The organism is Streptomyces sp. G-G2, assembly GCF_030063135.1.
GTDB lineage: Bacteria > Actinomycetota > Actinomycetes > Streptomycetales > Streptomycetaceae > Streptomyces.
Map to the genome: position 1 here is coordinate 31429 of NZ_JASISO010000052.1, position 19036 is coordinate 50464.

At 70.0% G+C, this 19036-nt stretch carries 21 protein-coding genes and 1 pseudogene; 13 read left to right on the plus strand and 9 right to left on the minus strand.

Features of this window, described 5'->3' with window-relative positions:
* Nucleotides 1-1167 (minus strand): trypsin-like serine protease (locus QMF80_RS31595; RefSeq protein WP_283459533.1); only part of this gene is annotated, 1167 nt, incomplete at its 3' end.
* A 182-nt stretch (nt 1168-1349) separates the two neighbouring features.
* The gene (locus tag QMF80_RS31600) at nt 1350-1865 is read right to left on the minus strand and encodes a hypothetical protein (protein ID WP_283459535.1); all 516 of its coding nucleotides are present in this window, start codon (nt 1863-1865) and stop codon (nt 1350-1352) included.
* Nucleotides 1866-2397: 532 nt separating this feature from the next.
* On the opposite strand from QMF80_RS31600, the gene QMF80_RS31605 reads away from it, so the two are divergent.
* On the plus strand, nt 2398-4515 hold the full coding sequence (locus QMF80_RS31605) for a TerD family protein (RefSeq protein WP_283459537.1): 2118 nt from the start codon (nt 2398-2400) through the stop codon (nt 4513-4515).
* A gap of 294 nt (nt 4516-4809) precedes the next feature.
* Here the strand turns inward: QMF80_RS31605 and QMF80_RS31610 are convergent, their stop codons facing one another.
* Nucleotides 4810-5205, minus strand: a complete 396-nt coding sequence (locus tag QMF80_RS31610) for a winged helix-turn-helix transcriptional regulator (protein ID WP_267758615.1) — start codon at nt 5203-5205, stop codon at nt 4810-4812.
* A gap of 21 nt (nt 5206-5226) precedes the next feature.
* Between QMF80_RS31610 and QMF80_RS31615 the strand changes: the two genes are divergently transcribed.
* Nucleotides 5227-6054: an MBL fold metallo-hydrolase gene (locus QMF80_RS31615; protein ID WP_283459541.1), complete on the plus strand. Its 828-nt coding sequence runs from the start codon at nt 5227-5229 to the stop codon at nt 6052-6054.
* Nucleotides 6055-6382: 328 nt separating this feature from the next.
* Here QMF80_RS31615 and QMF80_RS31620 read toward each other — a convergent pair whose 3' ends face one another.
* On the minus strand, nt 6383-6922 hold the full coding sequence (locus QMF80_RS31620) for a site-specific integrase (protein ID WP_283459542.1): 540 nt from the start codon (nt 6920-6922) through the stop codon (nt 6383-6385).
* An 8-nt stretch (nt 6923-6930) separates the two neighbouring features.
* Here QMF80_RS31620 and QMF80_RS31625 point away from each other — a divergent pair, with 8 nt between their 5' ends.
* From QMF80_RS31625 to QMF80_RS31640, 4 genes are all read left to right on the plus strand, one after another.
* Complete coding sequence (locus QMF80_RS31625) at nt 6931-7062, plus strand: DNA-3-methyladenine glycosylase (protein ID WP_283459544.1); 132 nt, start codon at nt 6931-6933, stop codon at nt 7060-7062.
* Nucleotides 7063-7731: 669 nt separating this feature from the next.
* A complete protein-coding gene (locus tag QMF80_RS31630; protein WP_283459546.1) occupies nt 7732-8847 on the plus strand; it encodes a hypothetical protein in 1116 nt (371 codons plus the stop codon).
* Between the two features lie 271 nt (nt 8848-9118).
* Nucleotides 9119-9715: a TetR/AcrR family transcriptional regulator gene (locus tag QMF80_RS31635; protein WP_283459547.1), complete on the plus strand. Its 597-nt coding sequence runs from the start codon at nt 9119-9121 to the stop codon at nt 9713-9715.
* Nucleotides 9712-10059 carry a nuclear transport factor 2 family protein gene (locus QMF80_RS31640; RefSeq protein WP_283459549.1) on the plus strand — a complete coding sequence of 116 codons (348 nt, stop codon included), beginning with the start codon at nt 9712-9714 and terminating at the stop codon, nt 10057-10059. Before QMF80_RS31635 ends, QMF80_RS31640 begins: the two co-directional genes overlap by 4 nt.
* A 124-nt stretch (nt 10060-10183) precedes the next feature.
* Here QMF80_RS31640 and QMF80_RS31645 read toward each other — a convergent pair whose 3' ends face one another.
* The 3 genes from QMF80_RS31645 to QMF80_RS31655 form a co-directional block, all read right to left on the minus strand.
* Nucleotides 10184-10804 (minus strand): FMN reductase, encoded by a 621-nt coding sequence (locus QMF80_RS31645; protein ID WP_283459551.1) that lies wholly within the window; start codon nt 10802-10804, stop codon nt 10184-10186.
* Between the two features lie 63 nt (nt 10805-10867).
* The gene (locus QMF80_RS31650) at nt 10868-11962 is read right to left on the minus strand and encodes an LLM class flavin-dependent oxidoreductase (RefSeq protein WP_283459586.1); all 1095 of its coding nucleotides are present in this window, start codon (nt 11960-11962) and stop codon (nt 10868-10870) included.
* Nucleotides 11963-12048: 86 nt separating this feature from the next.
* A complete protein-coding gene (locus QMF80_RS31655; RefSeq protein ID WP_283459553.1) occupies nt 12049-12198 on the minus strand; it encodes a hypothetical protein in 150 nt (49 codons plus the stop codon).
* Between the two features lie 186 nt (nt 12199-12384).
* Here QMF80_RS31655 and QMF80_RS31660 point away from each other — a divergent pair, with 186 nt between their 5' ends.
* The 7 genes and pseudogenes from QMF80_RS31660 (at nt 12385) to QMF80_RS31690 (ending at nt 17373) form a co-directional block, all read left to right on the plus strand.
* Complete coding sequence (locus QMF80_RS31660) at nt 12385-12609, plus strand: hypothetical protein (RefSeq protein WP_283459555.1); 225 nt, start codon at nt 12385-12387, stop codon at nt 12607-12609.
* Between the two features lie 178 nt (nt 12610-12787).
* Nucleotides 12788-13288, plus strand: a complete 501-nt coding sequence (locus QMF80_RS31665) for a hypothetical protein (RefSeq protein ID WP_283459556.1) — start codon at nt 12788-12790, stop codon at nt 13286-13288.
* Nucleotides 13289-13399: 111 nt separating this feature from the next.
* On the plus strand, nt 13400-13981 hold the full coding sequence (locus QMF80_RS31670) for a MepB family protein (RefSeq protein WP_283459558.1): 582 nt from the start codon (nt 13400-13402) through the stop codon (nt 13979-13981).
* 996 nt (nt 13982-14977) lie between these two features.
* The gene (locus QMF80_RS31675) at nt 14978-15346 is read left to right on the plus strand and encodes a hypothetical protein (protein WP_283459560.1); all 369 of its coding nucleotides are present in this window, start codon (nt 14978-14980) and stop codon (nt 15344-15346) included.
* A gap of 229 nt (nt 15347-15575) precedes the next feature.
* A pseudogene (locus tag QMF80_RS31680) lies at nt 15576-16060 on the plus strand (DUF2975 domain-containing protein).
* A complete protein-coding gene (locus tag QMF80_RS31685) occupies nt 16060-16281 on the plus strand; it encodes a helix-turn-helix domain-containing protein (protein WP_283459562.1) in 222 nt (73 codons plus the stop codon). The pseudogene QMF80_RS31680 and the gene QMF80_RS31685 overlap by 1 nt, the downstream one beginning before the upstream one ends.
* 462 nt (nt 16282-16743) lie before the next feature.
* Complete coding sequence (locus tag QMF80_RS31690; RefSeq protein ID WP_283459564.1) at nt 16744-17373, plus strand: hypothetical protein; 630 nt, start codon at nt 16744-16746, stop codon at nt 17371-17373.
* Between the two features lie 399 nt (nt 17374-17772).
* Here QMF80_RS31690 and QMF80_RS31695 read toward each other — a convergent pair whose 3' ends face one another.
* Together QMF80_RS31695 and QMF80_RS31700 are read right to left on the minus strand one after the other, a co-directional pair.
* Nucleotides 17773-18183 (minus strand): SgcJ/EcaC family oxidoreductase, encoded by a 411-nt coding sequence (locus QMF80_RS31695; protein WP_283459565.1) that lies wholly within the window; start codon nt 18181-18183, stop codon nt 17773-17775.
* A 179-nt stretch (nt 18184-18362) separates the two neighbouring features.
* A complete protein-coding gene (locus QMF80_RS31700) occupies nt 18363-19010 on the minus strand; it encodes an NADPH-dependent F420 reductase (RefSeq protein WP_283459567.1) in 648 nt (215 codons plus the stop codon).
* Nucleotides 19011-19036: the final 26 nt, after the last annotated feature.

Genomic DNA, 19036 nt, shown 5'->3' on the forward strand with positions numbered 1-19036 from the left:
CCCGATCGAACCGTCAGCGTAGTGGTACGTCATGATCGCGTCCGACCGGCCGTCACCATTGGCGTCCCCGGCCTGGAGCTCGATCGCGTTCCAGTCCCAGTGCGCAGAAGCCGGAACCGCCGCGCTCGCGGTGAACGGCTGGATGTGACCAGCCGCATCAGCCAAACCGGTGAACATCTTGATCGACCCATCACCGAAGCGATACATCATGCCCAGGTCAGCACGACGGTCACCATTGAAGTCACCCGAAACCAGCTTCATCGAAGCCCGGTCCCAACTACCCACCGGAACCTTGTACCCCAGCGTGAAGTCACCAAAGCCACCAGCCGAGTCACCCAACGACGTGTAGAACCCGATCGAACCGTCGGCATGGTGGTAGACCATCGCGGCATCGGACCGGCCGTCACCGTTCAGATCGCGCTGCGTGGCCGTGCGGACCGTGTCCTCTATCCAGGGGGAGAGGTCGTCGGTGCGGGCGGAGATGGCGCCCGTACGCGCCTCGGCCGCGGGGGCGCCAAGGCAGCCGCCCTGCCAGGAGCGGGAGTTGATGCCGATCAGTTCACCCGCGGCGTTCAGGAGCGGCCCGCCGGTGTCGCCCTTGCAGAGAACGTCAGCGCCCTTGCCGGTGATGGCGTACGCAGTGGGGTCGACGGTGCCGAGGGTGAAGGTGCCGGCGTGCGGCTTGTCCGGCACCCATTCGGTCTTGGTGCGGCCGAACCCGACGGCGGTCAGCTCTGTTCCAGTGGCCGCGGCGGCAGTGGCGCGCGTGATGCCCGCGACGCCGACCGCGGGGGCCGCGAGCCGCGCGAGGACCAGGTCACGGTCGGTACGGGGCACCAGGTCGATGACCTCGACGGCCTTGCCGTCACTGAAGGTGGCGGTGGTCTTCAGTGCGGGCTTGCCGCCCGGGACCGGCGTGCCCGGGGTGGACGCGAAGCAACTGGCGGCGGTGGCGATCCATGTCAGGTCGACCAGGACTCCGCTGCACGAACGGGAGTTGGCCTCGTCGCCGATGTTCAGCTTCACCACGGACGTACGGAGTCCGGCGGCGGCTTCCGGGCCGGTGACAGCGGCGGCGGGGGACGAGGTGACCAAGCCGGCCGAGACCGCTATGGCGGAGACGAGCAGGCCGCTGATCCGCTGTGTGCGCGGACGGGAAAAGGACATGTGTGTTCCTTCGGTTGAGCAGGTGCGTGGGAAATCGGCCGAGAGTCCGTCTCCGGGCAATTTCACCGGCCGTGGAGAACTACCGCGCGCCCTGCCGGCCTCATGGTGGACAGAATTCCGGATCCGGTGCGCTGGCACCGGAGTCGTTATCTCCAGAGTCGCTGCCTGGTACTGCGCGGGTGTTACTTGGCCGTGCGGATTTCCATGAGCATGAAGTCGCGGCCCTGGTCGTCGGCGCTCTCGCCGACCGGTGTCCAGGCGTTCTTGTTCACGTCGAACTTCTTCTCCTCGGCACCCGTGGTCATGTCGACCTGGGCCGAGTAGCTGTTTCCCTTGACCGCGAAGACCGCGGGTATCTCCAGGGTCAGGTAACCCGTGGCGCCGGTGACGCGGAAGCAGATCTTGTCGTTCGTGCGGGACCAGACCTCCAGCAGGTCGGGTGCGCTCGCGCAGTCGGCCAGCGTGATGTGACCGTCGCCGCGCTTCAGCGTGATGTGCTGCTCCGCGAGGATCTTGTCGGCGTTCGGATAGCCGAAGTCCTCGATCGCGTAACCAGGGCCTTCGTCGACGACCGCCTTCAATGCGACGCCGTCCGAAGCAGCCCCGCCGGCCGCGCCGCCGACAACGGCGAGCCACGCCAGGGCGCCCGCGCCCATGGCCGCGCCAGCCGTACGGAGCATGGTCTTACGTGCCTTCATCACTGTCCTAGTCGTCGGTTCGGGAGATTCCCGAAACATGTGTCAACGTGGAGGTGAAAGCCGCCGTACAGGAAAAGGAAAACGAACCCTAAAAAAGCCCGTCGCCCGCGGAAGTCCCCCACTCCACGGAAAAATCGTAACTGCCCGGCTGGATGTGCCTCACTTCTCCCAAAGAAAGGCATGGCGAACGACAAGGGGAGGGCAACCCCTGGAGCCGAACGTATAGAATCACTCGAACGCCAATGGAGTCAACGCGCGCCACGCGACGTGGGCCAGATCACCATCCCACGTCCCGCGGTGCCGGAATTTGAAATTCCATTTCCTCGCTCGGAGTACGGTATTCCACATAAGGGAAGCGCGGGGGCGCACATCTGAATTCTGGGCGTATGGTTCTCACACTCCGACTCTTCCGCGCGGGGTCGCGGTGCGATGCGGGGCGCTCACCCGGCTGTGGCAGGGGTGCTCGCGACGCCGGAGCGCGCACGAGGAAACTCCTGTGCGCCGGCTCGCACACCTCTGCGATCATCCCCGAATGACGCACCGTCTCGAATCGCTGGTCATCCGGCACACCCACCGCCTTCCCCTCCCCCAGACCCCTGCCGGAGACGGAGGCACCGCGGCACGACAGTTCGACGCGGCGCTGTCGTCCGTGGGCTTCAAGCTTTCGGCGGAGCTGCTGGAGCGGCTGTCGGGGCAGGCCGAGGACGCGGTCGTGCACATCGCCGAGTGGACCCTGCGCACCGTGAGCGAGATGGTGGGCGACCACGCCCGGCACAACTCGTACTTCATCGACTTCCCGGCGAACGTGCCGGACACCGAAGAGTTCTGGATGCGGTGTGTGACGAAGGCGCTCGGTGACGACGAGTCGCGCGAGGACGTGCTGTCACAGCTGGCCGACGGGGTACTGAACCTGCTCAGCCTCCCCGCGTACGGCCGCTACCAGCACACCTACGAGGAGATGCTCGCGGCGCAGGACGAGCTGATCGCCTCGGCAGGCGACCGGGTGACCGTCCTGCATCTCGGGCGGGAGCTGGACGACGAACTCAGCGACCTGTACAGGGCGTTGGCGGGCAGCACGACGCCGCTGGGCGAGGACCACCTGCGCGACCTCAAGGCCCTCGCCGAGCGGTGCGCGCCGGGGCCCCAGCCGGAGTCGATCCCGGTCCGGGAGAACCGGGCGGTCGTCAACGAGGCCCGCCTCGCTGTCGGCGCGGACCTCCTGCTGGACACCGTCACCGATGTGCTGCGGCTGGCCTGCGCGTTGTCGGGCGGCGATGTGACGCTGCGAGAGCGGACCCGGTTCCGCGCGCTCTCGCGGCCTGCCCGCCGTGCGCTGCTCGCGGGCCTCGACGCCGTGGTCGCGGCGAACCCCGCCAAGCTGGCCGATGTGCACGCGCACCGCGAGCCCTTCAAGCGGCTCGGCGAGCGCCTGCACCCGCACGAGTACCCACGCTGGCCGCACGCCGCCGATGTGTTCGCCGTAGCTCGGGGCGAGAAGGAGGCGCGGTCCTTCGACAGCCGTGTCGAGAAGCTGCTCGACGAGTTCGACATCCTCGGTGCGGTGCGGTTGCTGACGTCCGCTCCCGGCAAGCTGTTCCGCACCCTGGACCTCCTGCTGCGTATCGCCGCCGGCCAGGAGGAGCGGGACGCGGTGGTGTCCGCCGCGGTACGGGCCGCTCCCGAGGTCTCCGGCCGCGTCGTGCTCTCGGTCCGCGAGCACGTCCAGAACCGGGATCGGGAGTCCGACGAACCCCGGGTCTTCATCAACCGCCGGGGACGCGGCTGGGTCACCCCTGACCTGCGGTCGCCCCTCCCCATCGCCGACCGCGATCGACTGATCGCCGCCCTCGACGCCGAGGTGCGCCGCAGGCTCCCGGCGCCGGGTCGGCTGCTGCTCGACCCCGCCGTCCTCGACGTGGCGCTCCCGCTCAGCGGCAGGGCGAGCGCGGCCGGGCTCGGCGTACTGCCGCGAGGCTCGCTCTCGGCGGTGGACGGCGAACAGCTCCGTTTCTTCGTGTACTGGAAGGAGGCCGAGAGCCGGACCGATTACGACCTCTCCGCGCTGCTCCTCCACGCCGACTACAGCGCCGACTGCTGGCTCTCCTACACCTCCCTCAAGGCTGTCGGGGGTGAGCACTCGGGCGATGTCACCTCGGCTCCCGACAGAGCCTCGGAATTCATCGACCTGTCCCTGGACCGCGTGCGCAGCACGTTCATCGTTCCGCAGGTCAACATCTACGCCGGCGAGGGCTTCGAGGAGGTCGAGGAGTCGTTCTTCGGTTTCATGCTGCGCGACGGTGAACAGAAGGGCCGGCCGTTCGAGCCGCGTACGGTGCGGATGAAGTCGGAGCTTCGCGGTGGGGGTCGAGTGGCGCTGCCGCTGGTGTTCCGGCGCGAGGACGACGGCCAGTGGTGCGCGAAGTGGCTGCACTTGTATCTGAAGGGCATTTCGTCGGCCAACCGGGTCGAGGAGAACCAGCTGTCGGTGTCCAAAGTGGTGCGCGCCGTCGTGGAGCGCGAGCATCTGACGGTGCGCTATTTGATCGACCTGATGTCCGGCGCCGCCGCGGCCGTCTTGCGGGAGTGGTCGGCAGGCATGAAGGGCTCCGGGCGCGAGTTGAGGACTCAAGCGCGGCGCGGAGCACCTTGAACGACGCGGCGCAGCCGCTCTCGCGGGCCAGCGCGGCGGCCCGGATACAGCGGGAGCGTAGCAGCGCCGCCCCGTTTCGCCTCCGGGCGCACCCGAACGGCCCTCCCGGCTTCGCGACCAACGACAACGGGAGGGCCGTTTGCCGATCAAGACATGGTCACCGCGCCTTCGGCACCTCGGAGATCAGCCCACCTGCACCCATCACATCGCCACGCTCATCCGGAACGGCGTACTCCGGCCCTCGCCGTCACCATCCAGAGCGACCATTGGACGCTCGCGTCTCGACACAGACGATCACTTCGTCCGCTCGGCGACGCCTGGGGCGCTTTCATCGAGCCAGCTCGGTCGCGCGGGCGGCCCCGGCAGATCGGGATCGGGATCAGTCCACTCGTTTCCCCAGGCGACCAAGGCTGCGAGCACCGGTACCAAGGCGCGCCCCCTTTCGGTGAGGAGGTACTCGAAGCGGGCGGGTTTGAGGCTGTACTGCGTGCGCATGAGGACGCCCGCGGCGGTCAACTCCGCCAGCCGTCGGGCGAGCGTGTTCTCGCTCATCCGCAACCGATCGCGGAATTCGTCGAACCGGCGGGCTCCACCGAGGGCTTCACGCACCACCAGGAGCGCCCATCGTTCGCCGATCACGTCCAGTGCTCGGGCGGCGGGACAGTTGTCGAGGGCGAGGGGCGAACGCATGTCCTCAGCCTAGCGGCTTCCATGATGGAAGCCGTCAAGGAGGGGTGCTTCCAGATGCAGAGACTTCGTCAGGTCGGTATCGAGGTCGCCCGTGGGGTGTTCCGTTTCGGAGACGGCCATGTCAACTGGTACGTCATCGAGCAGGAGGGCGCGCTGACTGTCGTGGACGGCGGTATGCCCGATCACTGGCCCGCACTGATGGACTGGCTGAAGAAGCGGGGGCAAGGTCTGGAGGCGGTTCGGGCCATCGTGCTCACCCATGGACACGCCGATCACCTGGGCATCATCCGCCGGCTTTCCGACGCCACCGGCCGGCCGGTGCACGTACACCCGGACGACGAGGCTCAGGCCAAAGGCGCCGGACTCCACATCCCTCCCCGCCGTATTCGACGAAACGTGTGGAAACCTCACGTCTTTGCCCTCACCGTGAACTGGGGACGCGCGGGCCTGTTCACCGTCCCACCGATCCTGCATGCCGAGTCCTACGCCGACGGCCTGCGCCTGGACATACCGGGATCGCCTCGGGCGATCCACACGCCCGGCCACAGTCCGGGCAGCAGCTGCCTGCTGCTCGCCGACCGCGATGTCCTGATCACGGGAGACGCCCTGGTGACCCTCGACGTCGTCACCGGCCGTCGTGGCGTCGGGATCATGCCCGGCACCCTCAACGACGACCCCGAACAGGCATTGGACAGCCTGACCTCTCTGGCCGGAATCACAGCCACGACGCTGCTGCCCGGCCACGGCGAGCCCTACTCGGAAGGCGTGCCCACAGCTCTCGCGGCGGCCCGTCGACACGGCATCGACTGGAGGAAGCCGACGGCAGGCGCCCACGGCCACGCCCATTGACCGCAGCCCGTCCTGTCGAGCCCTCCGAGAGACCACGGATCTCCATCGGGCCATGTGTTGGTTCCGTAGCCGCCTGCACGCCCGCTGGGTGAGGCCGGCGTGGGCGGCGGCGGTTGTGCTCGTCGTTCTTGTCGGTGACGCGGGCGGAGGTCTCCTCACCGAGCTTGAGGTAGTGACCCAGAGTCGCCAGGCGCTTGTGCCGGGACTTGGCTCGGAGGTCTTCCGCGGGCTGGGGTCCCCGTAGTGGGGTGGGAAACTGGCGGAATAGGCCCAGTAGTCCTAGCTCGGACACCAGGGAGCAAGTAACTCATCGGTAGGTTCCGGAGGCTCAACCTCTGCGGCGGGCGGCGGGGTCTCGCTCGGCTACGTGCCGGGCGACCGCATCGACGCCGGGGCGGGCGTACCGCTCCAAGGAGCGGACGGAGGCGTGGCGGGAGCGTGCCAGCAGCATCGGGGTCGAGGTGCCGTTCTCGGCGTCGTGTGTGAGGGCACTGTGACGGAGCCGGTGGAGTGTCCAGCCGTCCAGGTCCGCGATGGCCTCAGGTGAGGCGAGCGGGTTGGCCAGCAGCCGGGTGTTCTCCTCGAAAATTTCCTCGGCCCGGCGGTAGGAGAGCCGCGCCCGGCCGGTCTCAGGGCACACGTCGAGCGTCGGCGTTCCGGCGGGGGCCTTGCGGTCGGTGAGGAACAGCGGGCCGCGGGTGCGGCGGGCGATGAGGCGGGGCAGGAGCTGGGCGGTGCCGGACTGCCAGTGAATCCACTCCGTGGCCCCGCCCTTGGCGGTGATCCTGCCGCGCTTGTCCTGCGGGTACAGGTCTTCTACGTTCAGGCACAGCACCTCGTCGGCCCGTGCGGCGGACTCGTAGAGCATCTTCCACTGTGGACCTGTGGGACGGCGGGGCGGCCCCGGACGAGCCCGTGACGTACATCGGTCTGGAACGTCCCGAGGGGCTGCACCCGGCCTCCCGCGTCATCACCCTTCAAAATCTCCGCGACGTGATCCCGGGCTGAGTGCTAGCGTTGCCCAAGGCGAGGCCATGAGAGGGCTTCCTTCTCAAACTCCTCTGATATCAAGTTCTCTCGCTTTCCTCGCCCTCGACATCGCTCCGGGCGGTGCCCGCGCTCACCGCGCGAGCGCCGCCCGAGCCGTCTTTGAGGACCTGTTTCCGCGGCCGATGAGCTGTTCGGCAGCCGTGACGAGGCCGGGGAGGTCTTCCTGGACCGGGGCGGCACCCGGCCCGGTCGTCGCGGCCCCTGGAGCGTGAGGAACGCCGGGACGCGTGAGGCAGACCGCCCAGCACCGGCATGCCGAACCGGCAACAACGCTCGCCGCGCCCGCGCTGCTCCTCGCACGATGGGGCACCGATCTCGGCGCGGGGCAGGTCGAGCATCGTGGATCGCCGCCCTGTCCGCCTGAAGCCGCCGGAGGGACGGTCCCTGCCGAGTCCACCCCTGCCCGGTAGGAGCGACGCGAGCCCCGCTTCCTCATGACGTACAGGGCCCGGCACGCGGACCTGAGAGCCGCAAGCGGACGAGGGCCTGACTCGTTTGCCCGCTCCGCGTGGTGAGGTCCTCCGATGTCGCGCATTCTTACTAGGTGTAAGCACCCCCTTGCATGCTGCGACACGCGTGGGCTTGTAGCGGCATGGCCGCCGAGGCGGCAATCAGACGGAGCGATCCATGAGTGACCACGCCATACCCCAGGCCGGAACCGAGACCGAGACCGAGACCGACGCCGGGGACGAACGGGCACAGGTCCGGGGCGCCGCGGCCCCGCAACCCGCACCACTCCCGCCCTCCTGCACACCTCCCACTTCCCCGCCGCCGGATGTGGGCGGCGACCCGGGTGAGGTGGCGCCGGCCGTCGGCAGCGCCGACTGCCTGCACACCCTGCTGGAAACGGCGGTGACCTGCCGGTCCGTGGACGAGGTAGCCGACCTGGTGACGCTCCTGCGGCAGTCCGGGCAGGTTCCCGACGCGGCGGACCAGGCCTTGCGAGCCGCCGCGGTCAGCCGTCCCATCAAGGACGTCATCTCTCTCGCCGTACTCCTCGCCAGGGATGACGAACCGCAGCGCCACGGCTCGTCGGAGTCCCAACCGGAACTCCAGCCTCCGTCGGAGCGGATGTTCCAGCCCCAGGCCCCCTTCGCGTCTCAGCCTCCCTGCGCGGCGGAGACCGAACCCGGCCGGGGGCATGGAGCAGAACCGGAGCGCCGAGTCCCGTCACGAGGCTTCCTGCAGCGCGCCGACCGCTCGTCGCGGGGGGCTCCGGGCACGGGCGCCTCGGGGAGTCTGACCGACCGGGGCCTGCGGTGGCCCATAGCGGTGGCCCTGGTCCTCTCCGCGCTCCTGTACCTGCCGCGCGACCTCTCCCGCTTCCTCGTTCACGGCGGCCTGGTGGCCTGGCTCCTGCTGGGCTTGGCGGGCGCGGGTCTGGCCCTGGGTGTGCTGGTGACGGTGCGGGACCGCACCTGGGTGTGGTCCGCCACGGTCGTGACCGCGGTCGGACTCGTGTCGATCCACGCCCTCGCATCCGTGACGGAGCTCAACCTCTTCGGCGGCGCGGGAGGCGCCCTCCTGCCCCTGCCGTCGAGCGCCTCGATGATCGCGGCCTGCCTTGCCGCCGTCCTGTCCGCCATGGCCCTGCTCTACCGCTCGGACCGGCCGCGGCCCGCACCCGGCCGGCCTCTCGCCCCGCCCGAAGCGGTGCCGGATCGGCTGGACGCACGGTTCGTCGAGCCGATGGCCACCCCCACCCGCGAGCTCGCTTACGAAGCGGAGGTCACCGGGCCGTAAGGCGGCGGACCCGGGCTTGATCGAGTGAAAGGACCCCCTGCGCGCCCGCACGAATACGGCGGGCGCGCAGGGGGCTCCCGCCTGCCCAGGGTCGTCCGCCGGGCGCCGGGCCGCCGGGCCGAGCAAGTGGGGGGCGGCAAGCGGCGTGAACAACCGCCTGGGCCTTGGGACAAGAGAACTGGGCTGGTTCGTTCGGCCGCCGGATGATCGTTGAGGTGAGCCCGCGCGCGTGCTATTTTTTGTGAGCGATCGTTCAACTATGGAGGTGGCCGTGGGCCGCAGACAGCTCTGGGACCACGCAGAGGTCCTGGCCTCAGCCATGCGGCTGTTCCGCCGCCAGGGGTACCTCGGCGCCTCATTGCGGGACATCGAGGAGGCGACCGGGCTGCATCCGGGCAGCCTGTACCGGGTCTTCGAAAGCAAGGACGGCCTGTTCCGCGCCGCCCTGGACGCTTATAACGACCAGGTCGTCCGAGGTCGGGTCCAGGACCACCTCCTGGACTCGGCAGACCCCGTGGCGGGCATCCGGTCGTTCTTCACCTCGGCGTTCGAGACCGGCACCGATCCCGATCCGGGCTGTCTGCTCACCAACACCGCCGTGGAGTCCTTCACCGTTCCGCAGGCCGCCGACGCGGTCCGCCGGGGGCTGGAGACGATCGAGGCGGGCTTGGCCGAAGCCCTGACGCGCGCCCGCGCCCTGGGCCTGCTGCCAGCGGATCTGGACGTCGAGATGTCGGCAGCCCACCTCCTGGCGCTCTACCAGGGCCTGTTGGTGCTGGTCCGGGCCGGCACGCCCCTTACGAAACTGCACACGATCACCGACGGCGCGATGGCGTCGATCGGCCCCGAGAAAGAGGGACAGCGATGAGTGACTCACAGCAGCTCTGGGAGAACTACGCGGCGTGCTGGTCGGCCCACCCCGGCGACCGGCTCGCCGCGCTCGGCACGGTCGCGGTCGACGACGTCGCCTACCGGGACCCGGGCACGGAGGTCGGCGGCCTGACCGAGCTGGCCGCCTACATGAGCGGATTCGCCGGCGCCTTCCCGGGGCACCGGTTCCGCATCGACGAGGTACTCGACCACCACGACCGGTCGCTCGCACGCTGGACCCAGCTCGGCGAGCAGGGCGAACCCGCCATGGCGGGCGTGAGTACCGCGCTCCACCGCGAGGGCCGTCTGGCCGACATCACCGGGTTCTTCCTGCCCGCGTAAACGGATCCCGCGCCCGCGCCGAGCACATCCACTCCCCCACGCGGGCGCGGCCGCGTACGGTGCTGACGGTGGTCGGCGGTGACGCGCGACACAGCTGCCGCAGCGCGCCGAGCGGGTGGTGACGTCATTCCCCGTACAGGGCCGCCAGCCTGTCCCCGAAGGGCGTGACGTCCTCGAATGCGTCGGCCGTCGCGCGCTTCTGCCCGCGGCCCCCGGACAGCTGGTCGGCGAGCTCACCGGCCGCGCGCTCGATGCGGGATACGAGGCCGTCGGTGTTGCCCCAGTCCTCGGACGCCGCGTAGACGGCGGTCGGGACGACGAGTGCCCGCAGGTACGCGAAGAGGGGGCGCAGTGCGTGTTCCAGGGCGAGGGAGTGCCGGGCGGTGCCGCCGGTCGCGGCGATGACGACCGGCGTTCCGGTCAGGGCCTCCTTGTCGAGGATGTCGAAGAACGACTTGAACAGCCCGCTGTAGGACGCGGTGAAGACCGGCGTCACGGCTATCACGCCGTCGGCGCCGGCGACCGCGTCCAGGGCGTCCCGCAGCCGTCCGACGGGGAAGCCGGTGGTCATGGCCGTGGCGATGTCGACGGCGAGGTCACGTAGTTCGACCGTCTCCACCTCCGCCGTGACGCCCCGGCCGGCGAGGTGCCGTTTTGCCGCCCCGGTCAGGCGGTCGGTCAGCAGGCGGGTCGAGGAGGGCCGGCTCAGGCCGGCCGTGACTGCGACCAGTCGCAGCGTGCTCATGGTGGGTCCGCTTTCCTGGGCGAAAGGGGGAAGGGGGGAAGCGAGGAGGCTAGGGGCCGGCGGTCAGGGTGTGGCGGGCGCCTTGGCGTCGCGCGGCGCGACGAGCGAGGCGTGTGTGGGCGCGTCCGGGACGCCGACGGGCCGGCCGATGGCGAACTCCTTGCGCAGGACCGGTACGACGTGCTCGCCGAGGAGGTCGATCTGCTCCAGTACGGTCTTCAGCGGCAGACCGGCGTGGTCCACGAGGAACAGCTGGCGCTGGTAGTCACCCGCGTATGCGCGGAACGACAGGGTCCGCTCGATGACCTGTTGGGGCGAGCCGACGGTGAGCGGCGTCTCTCGCGTGAAGTCCTCCAGCGACGGGCCGTTGCCGTAGACCGGGGCACGGTCGAAGTACGGGCGGAACTCGCGGATCGAGTCCTGGCTGTTGGCGCGCATGAACACGTGACCGCCGAGGCCGACGATCGCCTGCTCCTCGGTGCCGTGGCCGTAGTGGGCGTAGCGGCGACGGTAGAGCCGGACCATCTTCCGGGTGTGCTCCTCGGGCCAGAAGATGTTGTTGTGGAAGAACCCGTCGCCGTAGAACGCGGCCTGTTCGGCGATCTCCGGGGAGCGGATGGAGCCGTGCCAGACGAAGGGAGCGACTCCGTCCAGCGGACGCGGAGTCGAGGTGAACGACTGGAGCGGTGTACGGAACTTGCCCTCCCAGTCCACCGAGTCCCGGCGCCACAGCTGGTGCAGCAGCTCGTAGTTCTCCAGCGCCAGGTCGATGCCGTCCCGGACGTCCTTACCGAACCAGGGGTAGACCGGCCCGGTGTTGCCGCGCCCCATCATCAGGTCCACGCGGCCGTCGGCCAGGTGCTGGAGCATGGCGTAGTCCTCGGCGATCTTCACCGGGTCGTTGGTGGTGACCAGGGTCGTGGATGTCGACAGCAGGAGCTTCTGGGTCCTGGCGGCGATCCACCCGAGCATCGTGGTCGGTGAGGAGGGGACGAACGGCGGGTTGTGGTGCTCACCGGTGGCGAACACGTCGAGACCGGCCTGCTCCGCGTGGAGGGCGATGGTGACCATGGCCTTGATGCGGTCGTGCTCGGTGTCCGTCGTGCCGGTCATGGGGTCCTCGGTCAGGTCACCCACGGTGAAGATGCCGAACTGCATCCCGCTCATTCTTCCCGCTCCCTATTAGTTGAATCTTGGATTATCCATGCGTGGTAACCGAGGACCCCAGAGCTAAATTCCCGGGGTCAGGAGGAGATGAACAGCTCGTCCTGCGGGTCGACGTACGGCTGAAACAGCGCCGCCGGCCGGTTGAGGTAGATGTCCGAGGCCCGGTCGATCACTTTCCACACCCCCGCACGCCGCTCGAACCGGTCCTGGTGGGTGCTGGTCGACACCACGCCCTCGGCGCCGCTGGTCGCCCTCTACACGTACGCCCTCATCGGCCCGACGGGCACGAGCGGGCCCGGGCGCTCGCCGAGGAAGCCCTGGACGCCGCCGGGCGATGGGGGCGCCGCGGCCTCTGGGCATGACCTGGCGCGATGCCCCCCGGCCAGCAACGCGTGGCACCCCTGGAAAGAGCCGTGGGCTTCCTGGAACAGAGCGAGGCCAGGATCGAGCTGGCGACGGCGCTGACCGAGCCGACGGAGGCCTGCACCGCGGCCGGCGACCCCGGGCGCTCCCGGGCCCTCTTCCAGCGGGCGTGCGAGCTGGCCGTACAGTCGGAGGCCGTACTGCTCCTGCGCCGTGTGGACGCGTGCGTACGTCGCGAACCGGCTGAGCCGGCGGAGCCCACGGTCACGCGTTAGTGGACCTTTAGGACCGTGTTAGGGCCGGGTTAGAGCCACGGCGCACGCTTCTCGAGCAGGGCAGGACCCCTCGGGGGCGGCTACCGCGGAGTCCGACCCGGCCCGCCGCACCCCGTCCTGGCGGGGCCGATGACGCGACCGCCGCCGGCCCCGCCAGGTGAACCGATCGGAGACCCCCGTGCCCGAGATCATCGACAACCTCGGCGACCGCCTGCCCCGCCTGCGCGCCTGGGCCGAGGCCCAGCCGCTGGCCGTCCTGATCGACGTACCGATCGCGGCCGGCCGGCGCGAGTGCTGGTACGGACTGGGCATCGACACCGCGGAACCGGAGCTGATACCCGGTCTGGACGATTCGCTCGTACAGGAGTTGGGCCTGCGGTACCTCCCCCGCTGGAATTCCGGGCTGCTCGTCGAGTGCGACGCGGGCGTGGGCATCGAGCAGCACGTGGACCCGGCCTGCTTCGACGAGTGGGGCGTCACGGTCAGCCTCGGCGAAGCCCGCTGGATCGAGGGCCGCGGCGCCGACGTCACCACGACGGCGCTCCACGACGGGGACGTGCTCCGGTTCCGCACGGCCTCGGCGCACGGCATGGAACCGGCGAGCCATCCCCAGTACTCGCTGCTCTTCCGCACGATCCTGCCGCACTACACCAACTCCAGCGCCCTGGCGCGGCGTTGAGTACCTCTTGGCACCACGCCGCTGCGGCGGCGCACGGGCTCCATGGCGGCCCCGGGGCCGCCGCCCGACGCCGGGGCGGGGCCACGCACTCACCCGTGGCACAGTGGGCGGATGACGACGCATCGTGGGGAACCAGCCGATCACCCGGCCACCGAAGTCGCGGCATGGGCGGACGATGACGTCGTGCACGGCGACCTGCTCGCGGCGAAGGCGCTGCTCTACGATCCCTGCGGGTTCGCCTGTTCGCGTCCGGTGGCCGAGGCCGAGAGCTCCGCGTACGCCGCCCACGGATTCAGCGTCGGCGGGCTGACCGTCCGGTTCCGGGTGGCCAAGGTGACGCCCACCAAGGTGGGGCAGTTCGTCACCGTGTGGAAGAGGTCCGCGGGCGGCCCCATCCAGCCGTTCGACAGCACCGATGCCATCGACCTCTTCGTGATCAGCGCTCGCGACCCGCACCACTTCGGGCAGTTCGTCTTTCCCATGGACGCGCTCCGGCGGCACGGAGTGGTGGCGGTGGACGGGCGCGGCGGGAAGCGGGCCTTTCGCGTGTACCCGCCCTGGGTGACCACCACCAACCGCCAGGCCGCCCTGGCGCAGGCATGGCAGCTCGGCTATTTCCTGCACCTGCCCGAGGACGGGCCCGTAGACGTCGACCGCGCCCAGGAGCTGTACCGGGCCGGCGGCGCGGCGTAGGCCCGGTCGCCAAGGTGACGCTCGACCCTACGGGCCGGGCCCCGATGGGGATCCTCGCTGCTCTCCGGCCTCCTCCTCTGGTGAACACACGAGACCGTGGGCCGGCGCGGCCACGACGGGCAGCTGGCAGAGGGGAAGGGGTGTCGCACTACCCGTTCGGGGGAGCACGACCATCATTCCCCCTGATGTGGTCGGTACGGAACACGCGGCACCGTCGTGTACGCCATGACAACGCGGGCGAGCGAGGGTTACATGACACAGTCGACCGAGACGACAACGCCGCCGGGGTGGGCTACCAGAGCCGGATACACAGCGTGTCTGGCACCGCTGATCGGATTCGTTCCCTTGCACGCACTGTGGGCTTTCGGGGTTCCCGTGTGGGCGTACGAGAACCTGGTCGTACCACGCCCGGACTTCACCGAAGCGGCGCGTGGCGTAGCTCCTCCCGCCTCTCCTCGCGCCTCTCCCCGCGCAGTCGGTCAAACGGGAGCCCCATGAGGGTTCCGGCGCCCACCAGCGCCCGCGGCGGTCGCACGGGTGGGCCGTTCGGGCGGGCGCGCGGGATCACCGAACGCCCCTGTGGCCGGTACCCGTTGTACGCGACGACCGGCCGCGCACTGGGCCATTACCAGACCGGCGCACAGACCCGGCGCGTCGCCGAGCTGATGGACGCCGCCCCCGGAGCCCTTCGTGCAGGTGCGCCCCGACACCGCGGCGGGGGCCCGGCTGGCCGACGGGCAGCTCGCCCGGATCGTCTCCGCCCGCGGCGGCGCGAAGGCGTCAGTACCACTGGAGCCCGGCTGTGGACCGACACCGTCTTCGTGCCGTTCCACATCCCCGGCGCGGCCCGGGCCAACCTGTTCACCCACGCCGCGCTCGACCCCGGAGCGGGATGCCCGAGTTCAAGGTGTGCGCGGTACATCTGGAGGCGGCCCATCGACCCGCCCCGCCGACGGAGGGGCCGGGAGACGGAGGGCTGGGGCAGAGGCGGGGACCGTGGTCGTCGGCTACGGGCCCGCGGCGCACCGGCTGGTCGATCGCCTCGGCCATCACGGGCCGCCCCGCCCGGCGACCGTCCTCGGTGCGGAGAGGGAACCGGCCTGCAACCGGCCCCTGTTGACGGCCGTGCTGGACGGCTCGCCGCCCGCGCGGGCCCTGCGGCTGCCCGAACCGCCGCTCGGCACGGTGGTGCGGCTCGGCGTCCGCGTCGTCGCGGTCGACCGGCGGCGCCGACTGGTGCACACCGACGACGGCGCACTCCGAGGGGCCGACAGTCCGGGTCCGCACGGCAACGCGGAACTGCGGCTCACGGACCGGCGCGACCGCACAGCGCGGGAGAAGGCCACCAAGGACGCGTCGTCCTGACGCCGAGGGCCTCGGCGGAGTCGACCGGCGTCCGGTGCGCGCTCGAACGAGGTCGACTTCGACGAGATCACGACGGCTCGCGCGCACGCCGAGCCGCGGGAGGGGGCGGCGGCGTTCCGCCACGGTGCGAAAGCGCCGCCCGCCCTCTGTCCCAGCCCTCTGTCCCCGCTCCTGCTTCATCTATCGACATTCGATAGATTTCCATCGCAACTCGATGGAAGGATGGGTTATAGGAAAGCTGACCGTGCGTGCGCTGCGCGCCGTGCTCGTGGTGGTGCTGACCGGCACCGTGTTCGTACAGGCGTCGATGGTGTGGGCCCTGGCCACCGACCCGGAGGACGGGTCGCTCCCGCTGACCCCGCTGCGCGTGGTCACGATCCTGGGCGTGGTGTCGGTCCAGGTCGCCTTGGTCTGCGTATGGCGGCTGGTGGCGATGGTGCGACGCGGAACCGTGTTCTCCCACGCCGCCTTCCGGTACGTGGACATCGTGATCGGCGCGATCGCGGCGGTGGCCCTCGTGTGGTTCACGGTCACGGCCTCAACGCGCCGGGCCAGCGGGAAGACCCGGGCGTCACCGTCATCATGGCCGGGATCGGCGTGGCCATCATGGGGGTCGCCCTCATCGTGCTCGTCCTGCGGATGCTGCTCGCCCTGGCCGTCGCGCGCGACGTCGAAGCGGCCCAGATGCAGGACGAGTTGGACGAGGTGATCTGATGCCGATCGCCGTCGACATCGACGTGATGCTGGCCAGGCGGAAGATGTCCGTGGGCGAGCTCGCGGACCGCGTAGGGATCACGCCCGCCAACCTGGCGGTACTCAAGAACGGCCGCGCCAAGGCCGTGCGCTTCGCGACGCTCGCCCCACTCTGCGAGGTGCTCGAGTGCCAGCCGGGCGACCTGCTGCGCTGGGAGTCCGATGACAGCGCGGACGGATGACGCGCCCCAGGGGGGGCGGGAAAGGCCTGGCACCACCGGCACGTGACACCGGCCACGGCCGTGGCGAGATCCGCCGCGGCATGGTGTGCACGGTGAACGGCCCGCTCTCCCCCCTTGCCCGCCAGGCCTCGGGAGGCCTGGAACGGCCAAGCGGGCCGTGCGGTGGCCGAGCTGACTTCCTGGGCAGCCAGGCCGTAGCACCGTTTCATGCTGATGTCCGCGTGGGGCCCGTGCACCCCGACGCCCGCCGCGCCCGCCGAGCAGGCCGGGCAGGCCGTTCACGGCCCGTGGCGAACGTTAGTGGAGTGTTAGCGGGATTCGTCACCATGGGTCCGCTGCGATCACCGGCCCACAGCGGCCGGCGTCGCGGCGGCGTGGCGGCGAGGAAACGCCGCGCGCGGATTACCTGCAACGGACCCCCGAATACACGTCGTCCGGAATGCGTCATTCATAGAGGGAACGATGAGAGCAAGAATCGCCTTCACCGCGGCAGCCGCGGTACTGGCCGTCGGTTCCGCTGCCGCGGTCACCATCGCCAACGCCTCCGCCTCGGAGGACACCGGCCTGGCCATGCCCGCGTCGAGCGCCACAGGGCAGCCAGGGACCGCCGCCCCCACTCTCACGGGGACGCCCAGTTCCACCGCCACTCCGGAACCGGGCAGCACAACCACGCCACCCGCGGAACCGGGCAGCACGACCACACCGCCGACACCGCCCGCACCCCCGGCACCGAGCAAGACGTCGGGACCGTCCCAGACACCGGCGCCGAGCACGACAGCGAAACTGCCGCCGCATGACTACCACGGAAAGGCGGCGTACTACGACGTCGGCCGGGGGGCGTGCGGCAAGGTCAGTCGTCCCAGCGATTTCGTCGTCGCGCTCAACTCCGCCATGTTTGGTTCTGGATTTCCGAGCCCCACCTGCGGAAAGAAAGTCAAAATCACGTACAAGGGAAAGTCCATCACCGCGACGGTCCTTGACGAGAGCCCGGGCGCGGCAGGCCAAGGTCTCGAACTGTCGAAGGGCGCGTTCGAGGCACTTTCCCCCCAGAGCGAGGACCCGATCAACGTCACTTGGCGTTTCACGAACTAGTCGACTCCCTCCCCTGTCCCTTGGGGCGCGGCAGGGTCCCGCCACACGGGGCCTCGGAACGCTTCAAGAGCCGTTGCTGACCCGCCTGGCCGCGCTCGTACGAGGGCGTCGCAGCGGCTCACATCTGTGACCGTCATCCGGTCCGCAGTGCGGGCCACCGGCCCTCCTGCCCCGGCCCTCGCGCTGGGGACGACAGCCCGGCCGGGGCTGGCGCGCAGTGGGGTGGCTGGAGTGCTGGCCGCTTCGCGAAGCACCCCGCGAAGGGGGAACCGGTACCAGGGATGGAAAGTCCTCTGCCCTGCCCTGCTCTGCCCTGCCCTCACCTCACCTGACCGCCGTCCGGCCGAGCCGCACCACTGCTCGGCCGGACGGCGGTACGCCACGCGGCGCGGCTGCGGCCTACTGTCCAGGCGCCAGCACCGGGCTGTTGTGATAGGCCGCGATCAGCCACTGGCCGCCCCGCTTCTCGAGGACCCAGGTCACGTTCACCTTCCCCGTCTCCGCCACCTCGGTCTGGCCGGCGAACAGGATGCCGGATTCACTGACGACGATCGCGCCGTCCCTCCCGACGAAGCGCATGCCGAGCTGCTTGTTGACGGTCGAGGTGCCCTTGAGCGGCCCCTCGAAGCTCAGGGCCATGTTCTTGCGGATCACCTCACGGCTGTCGCGGAGCGAGCCCGTCATGATGGCGGTCGCGTCCTCGGTGTAGTTGGCGACCATGCCGTCGGCGTCGCCGGCTTCCCACGCCTTGTAGGAGTCGACCAGTACGGCCCTGATCGCGGCCACGTCTTCCGCACGACTGTCTGACATCGGTTCTTCTCCCTTGTGACCGGTTCGCCCGGGGTATCCGGCGAGCTCGTCAGTACATACCGGCGGCGGGACCGAAACTCATCGCACGCCGGTAAAGACGATGTCCGGGCTCCCTGCGAGCGGGCCGGCCTCCTCGTCCGGGCCGGCTCCGGCGTGGCGGGGCCGAGCACCGTGGGAGGTCAGCGGGCGAGAGAGACGGCGAAGGGCTGGAAGCCGCGGCGGCGCAGGATGTGGGGTACCACCAGGACCATGGCCTCGGTGGCGCGTGCGGTGGTGATGTCGCCGAGGTCCTCGATCCATGCGGGCTGCCAGCCGAGGTCGCCGAGCAGGCCGGTGACGGTCTTCTTCGCCCGCTCGTCGTCGCCCGAGACGTAGGCGGTCGGCGGGGTGGTCAGGGTTTCGGGAGCGGTCATGACCACGTACAGCATGGTGTTGAGGGTCTTGACCACACGGGTGTCGGGCAGAGCGGACTGGAGTTGCTCGGCAAGGCTGCTGCCTGGATAGCACAGGTCGCCGGGCAGGCCGTCGCCGGTGTCACGGGTCGCGTTGGAAACGTCGATGAGGACCTTTCCGGCGAGTTCGGCGCGCAGGTCGGTGAGGCGCTCCAGGGCGCTGTCACCGGGCGTCGCGTTGATCACGAGGTCCGCGGTGCGGGCGGTGGTGCGCTGGTCGGCAGAGGAGACGCGGGGGCCGACGCCGCCCACGGGCGGTGTGGTCTCGTCCCGCGTGCTCCGGCGGCCGAGGACGACGTGGTGTCCGCTCATTGCGAGTTTTTGGGCGAGGTTCCGGCCGACGCGGCCGGCGCCCAGGATGCCGATGGTGGTCATGAGGTGATGCTCCTTGGTGTGTCGCC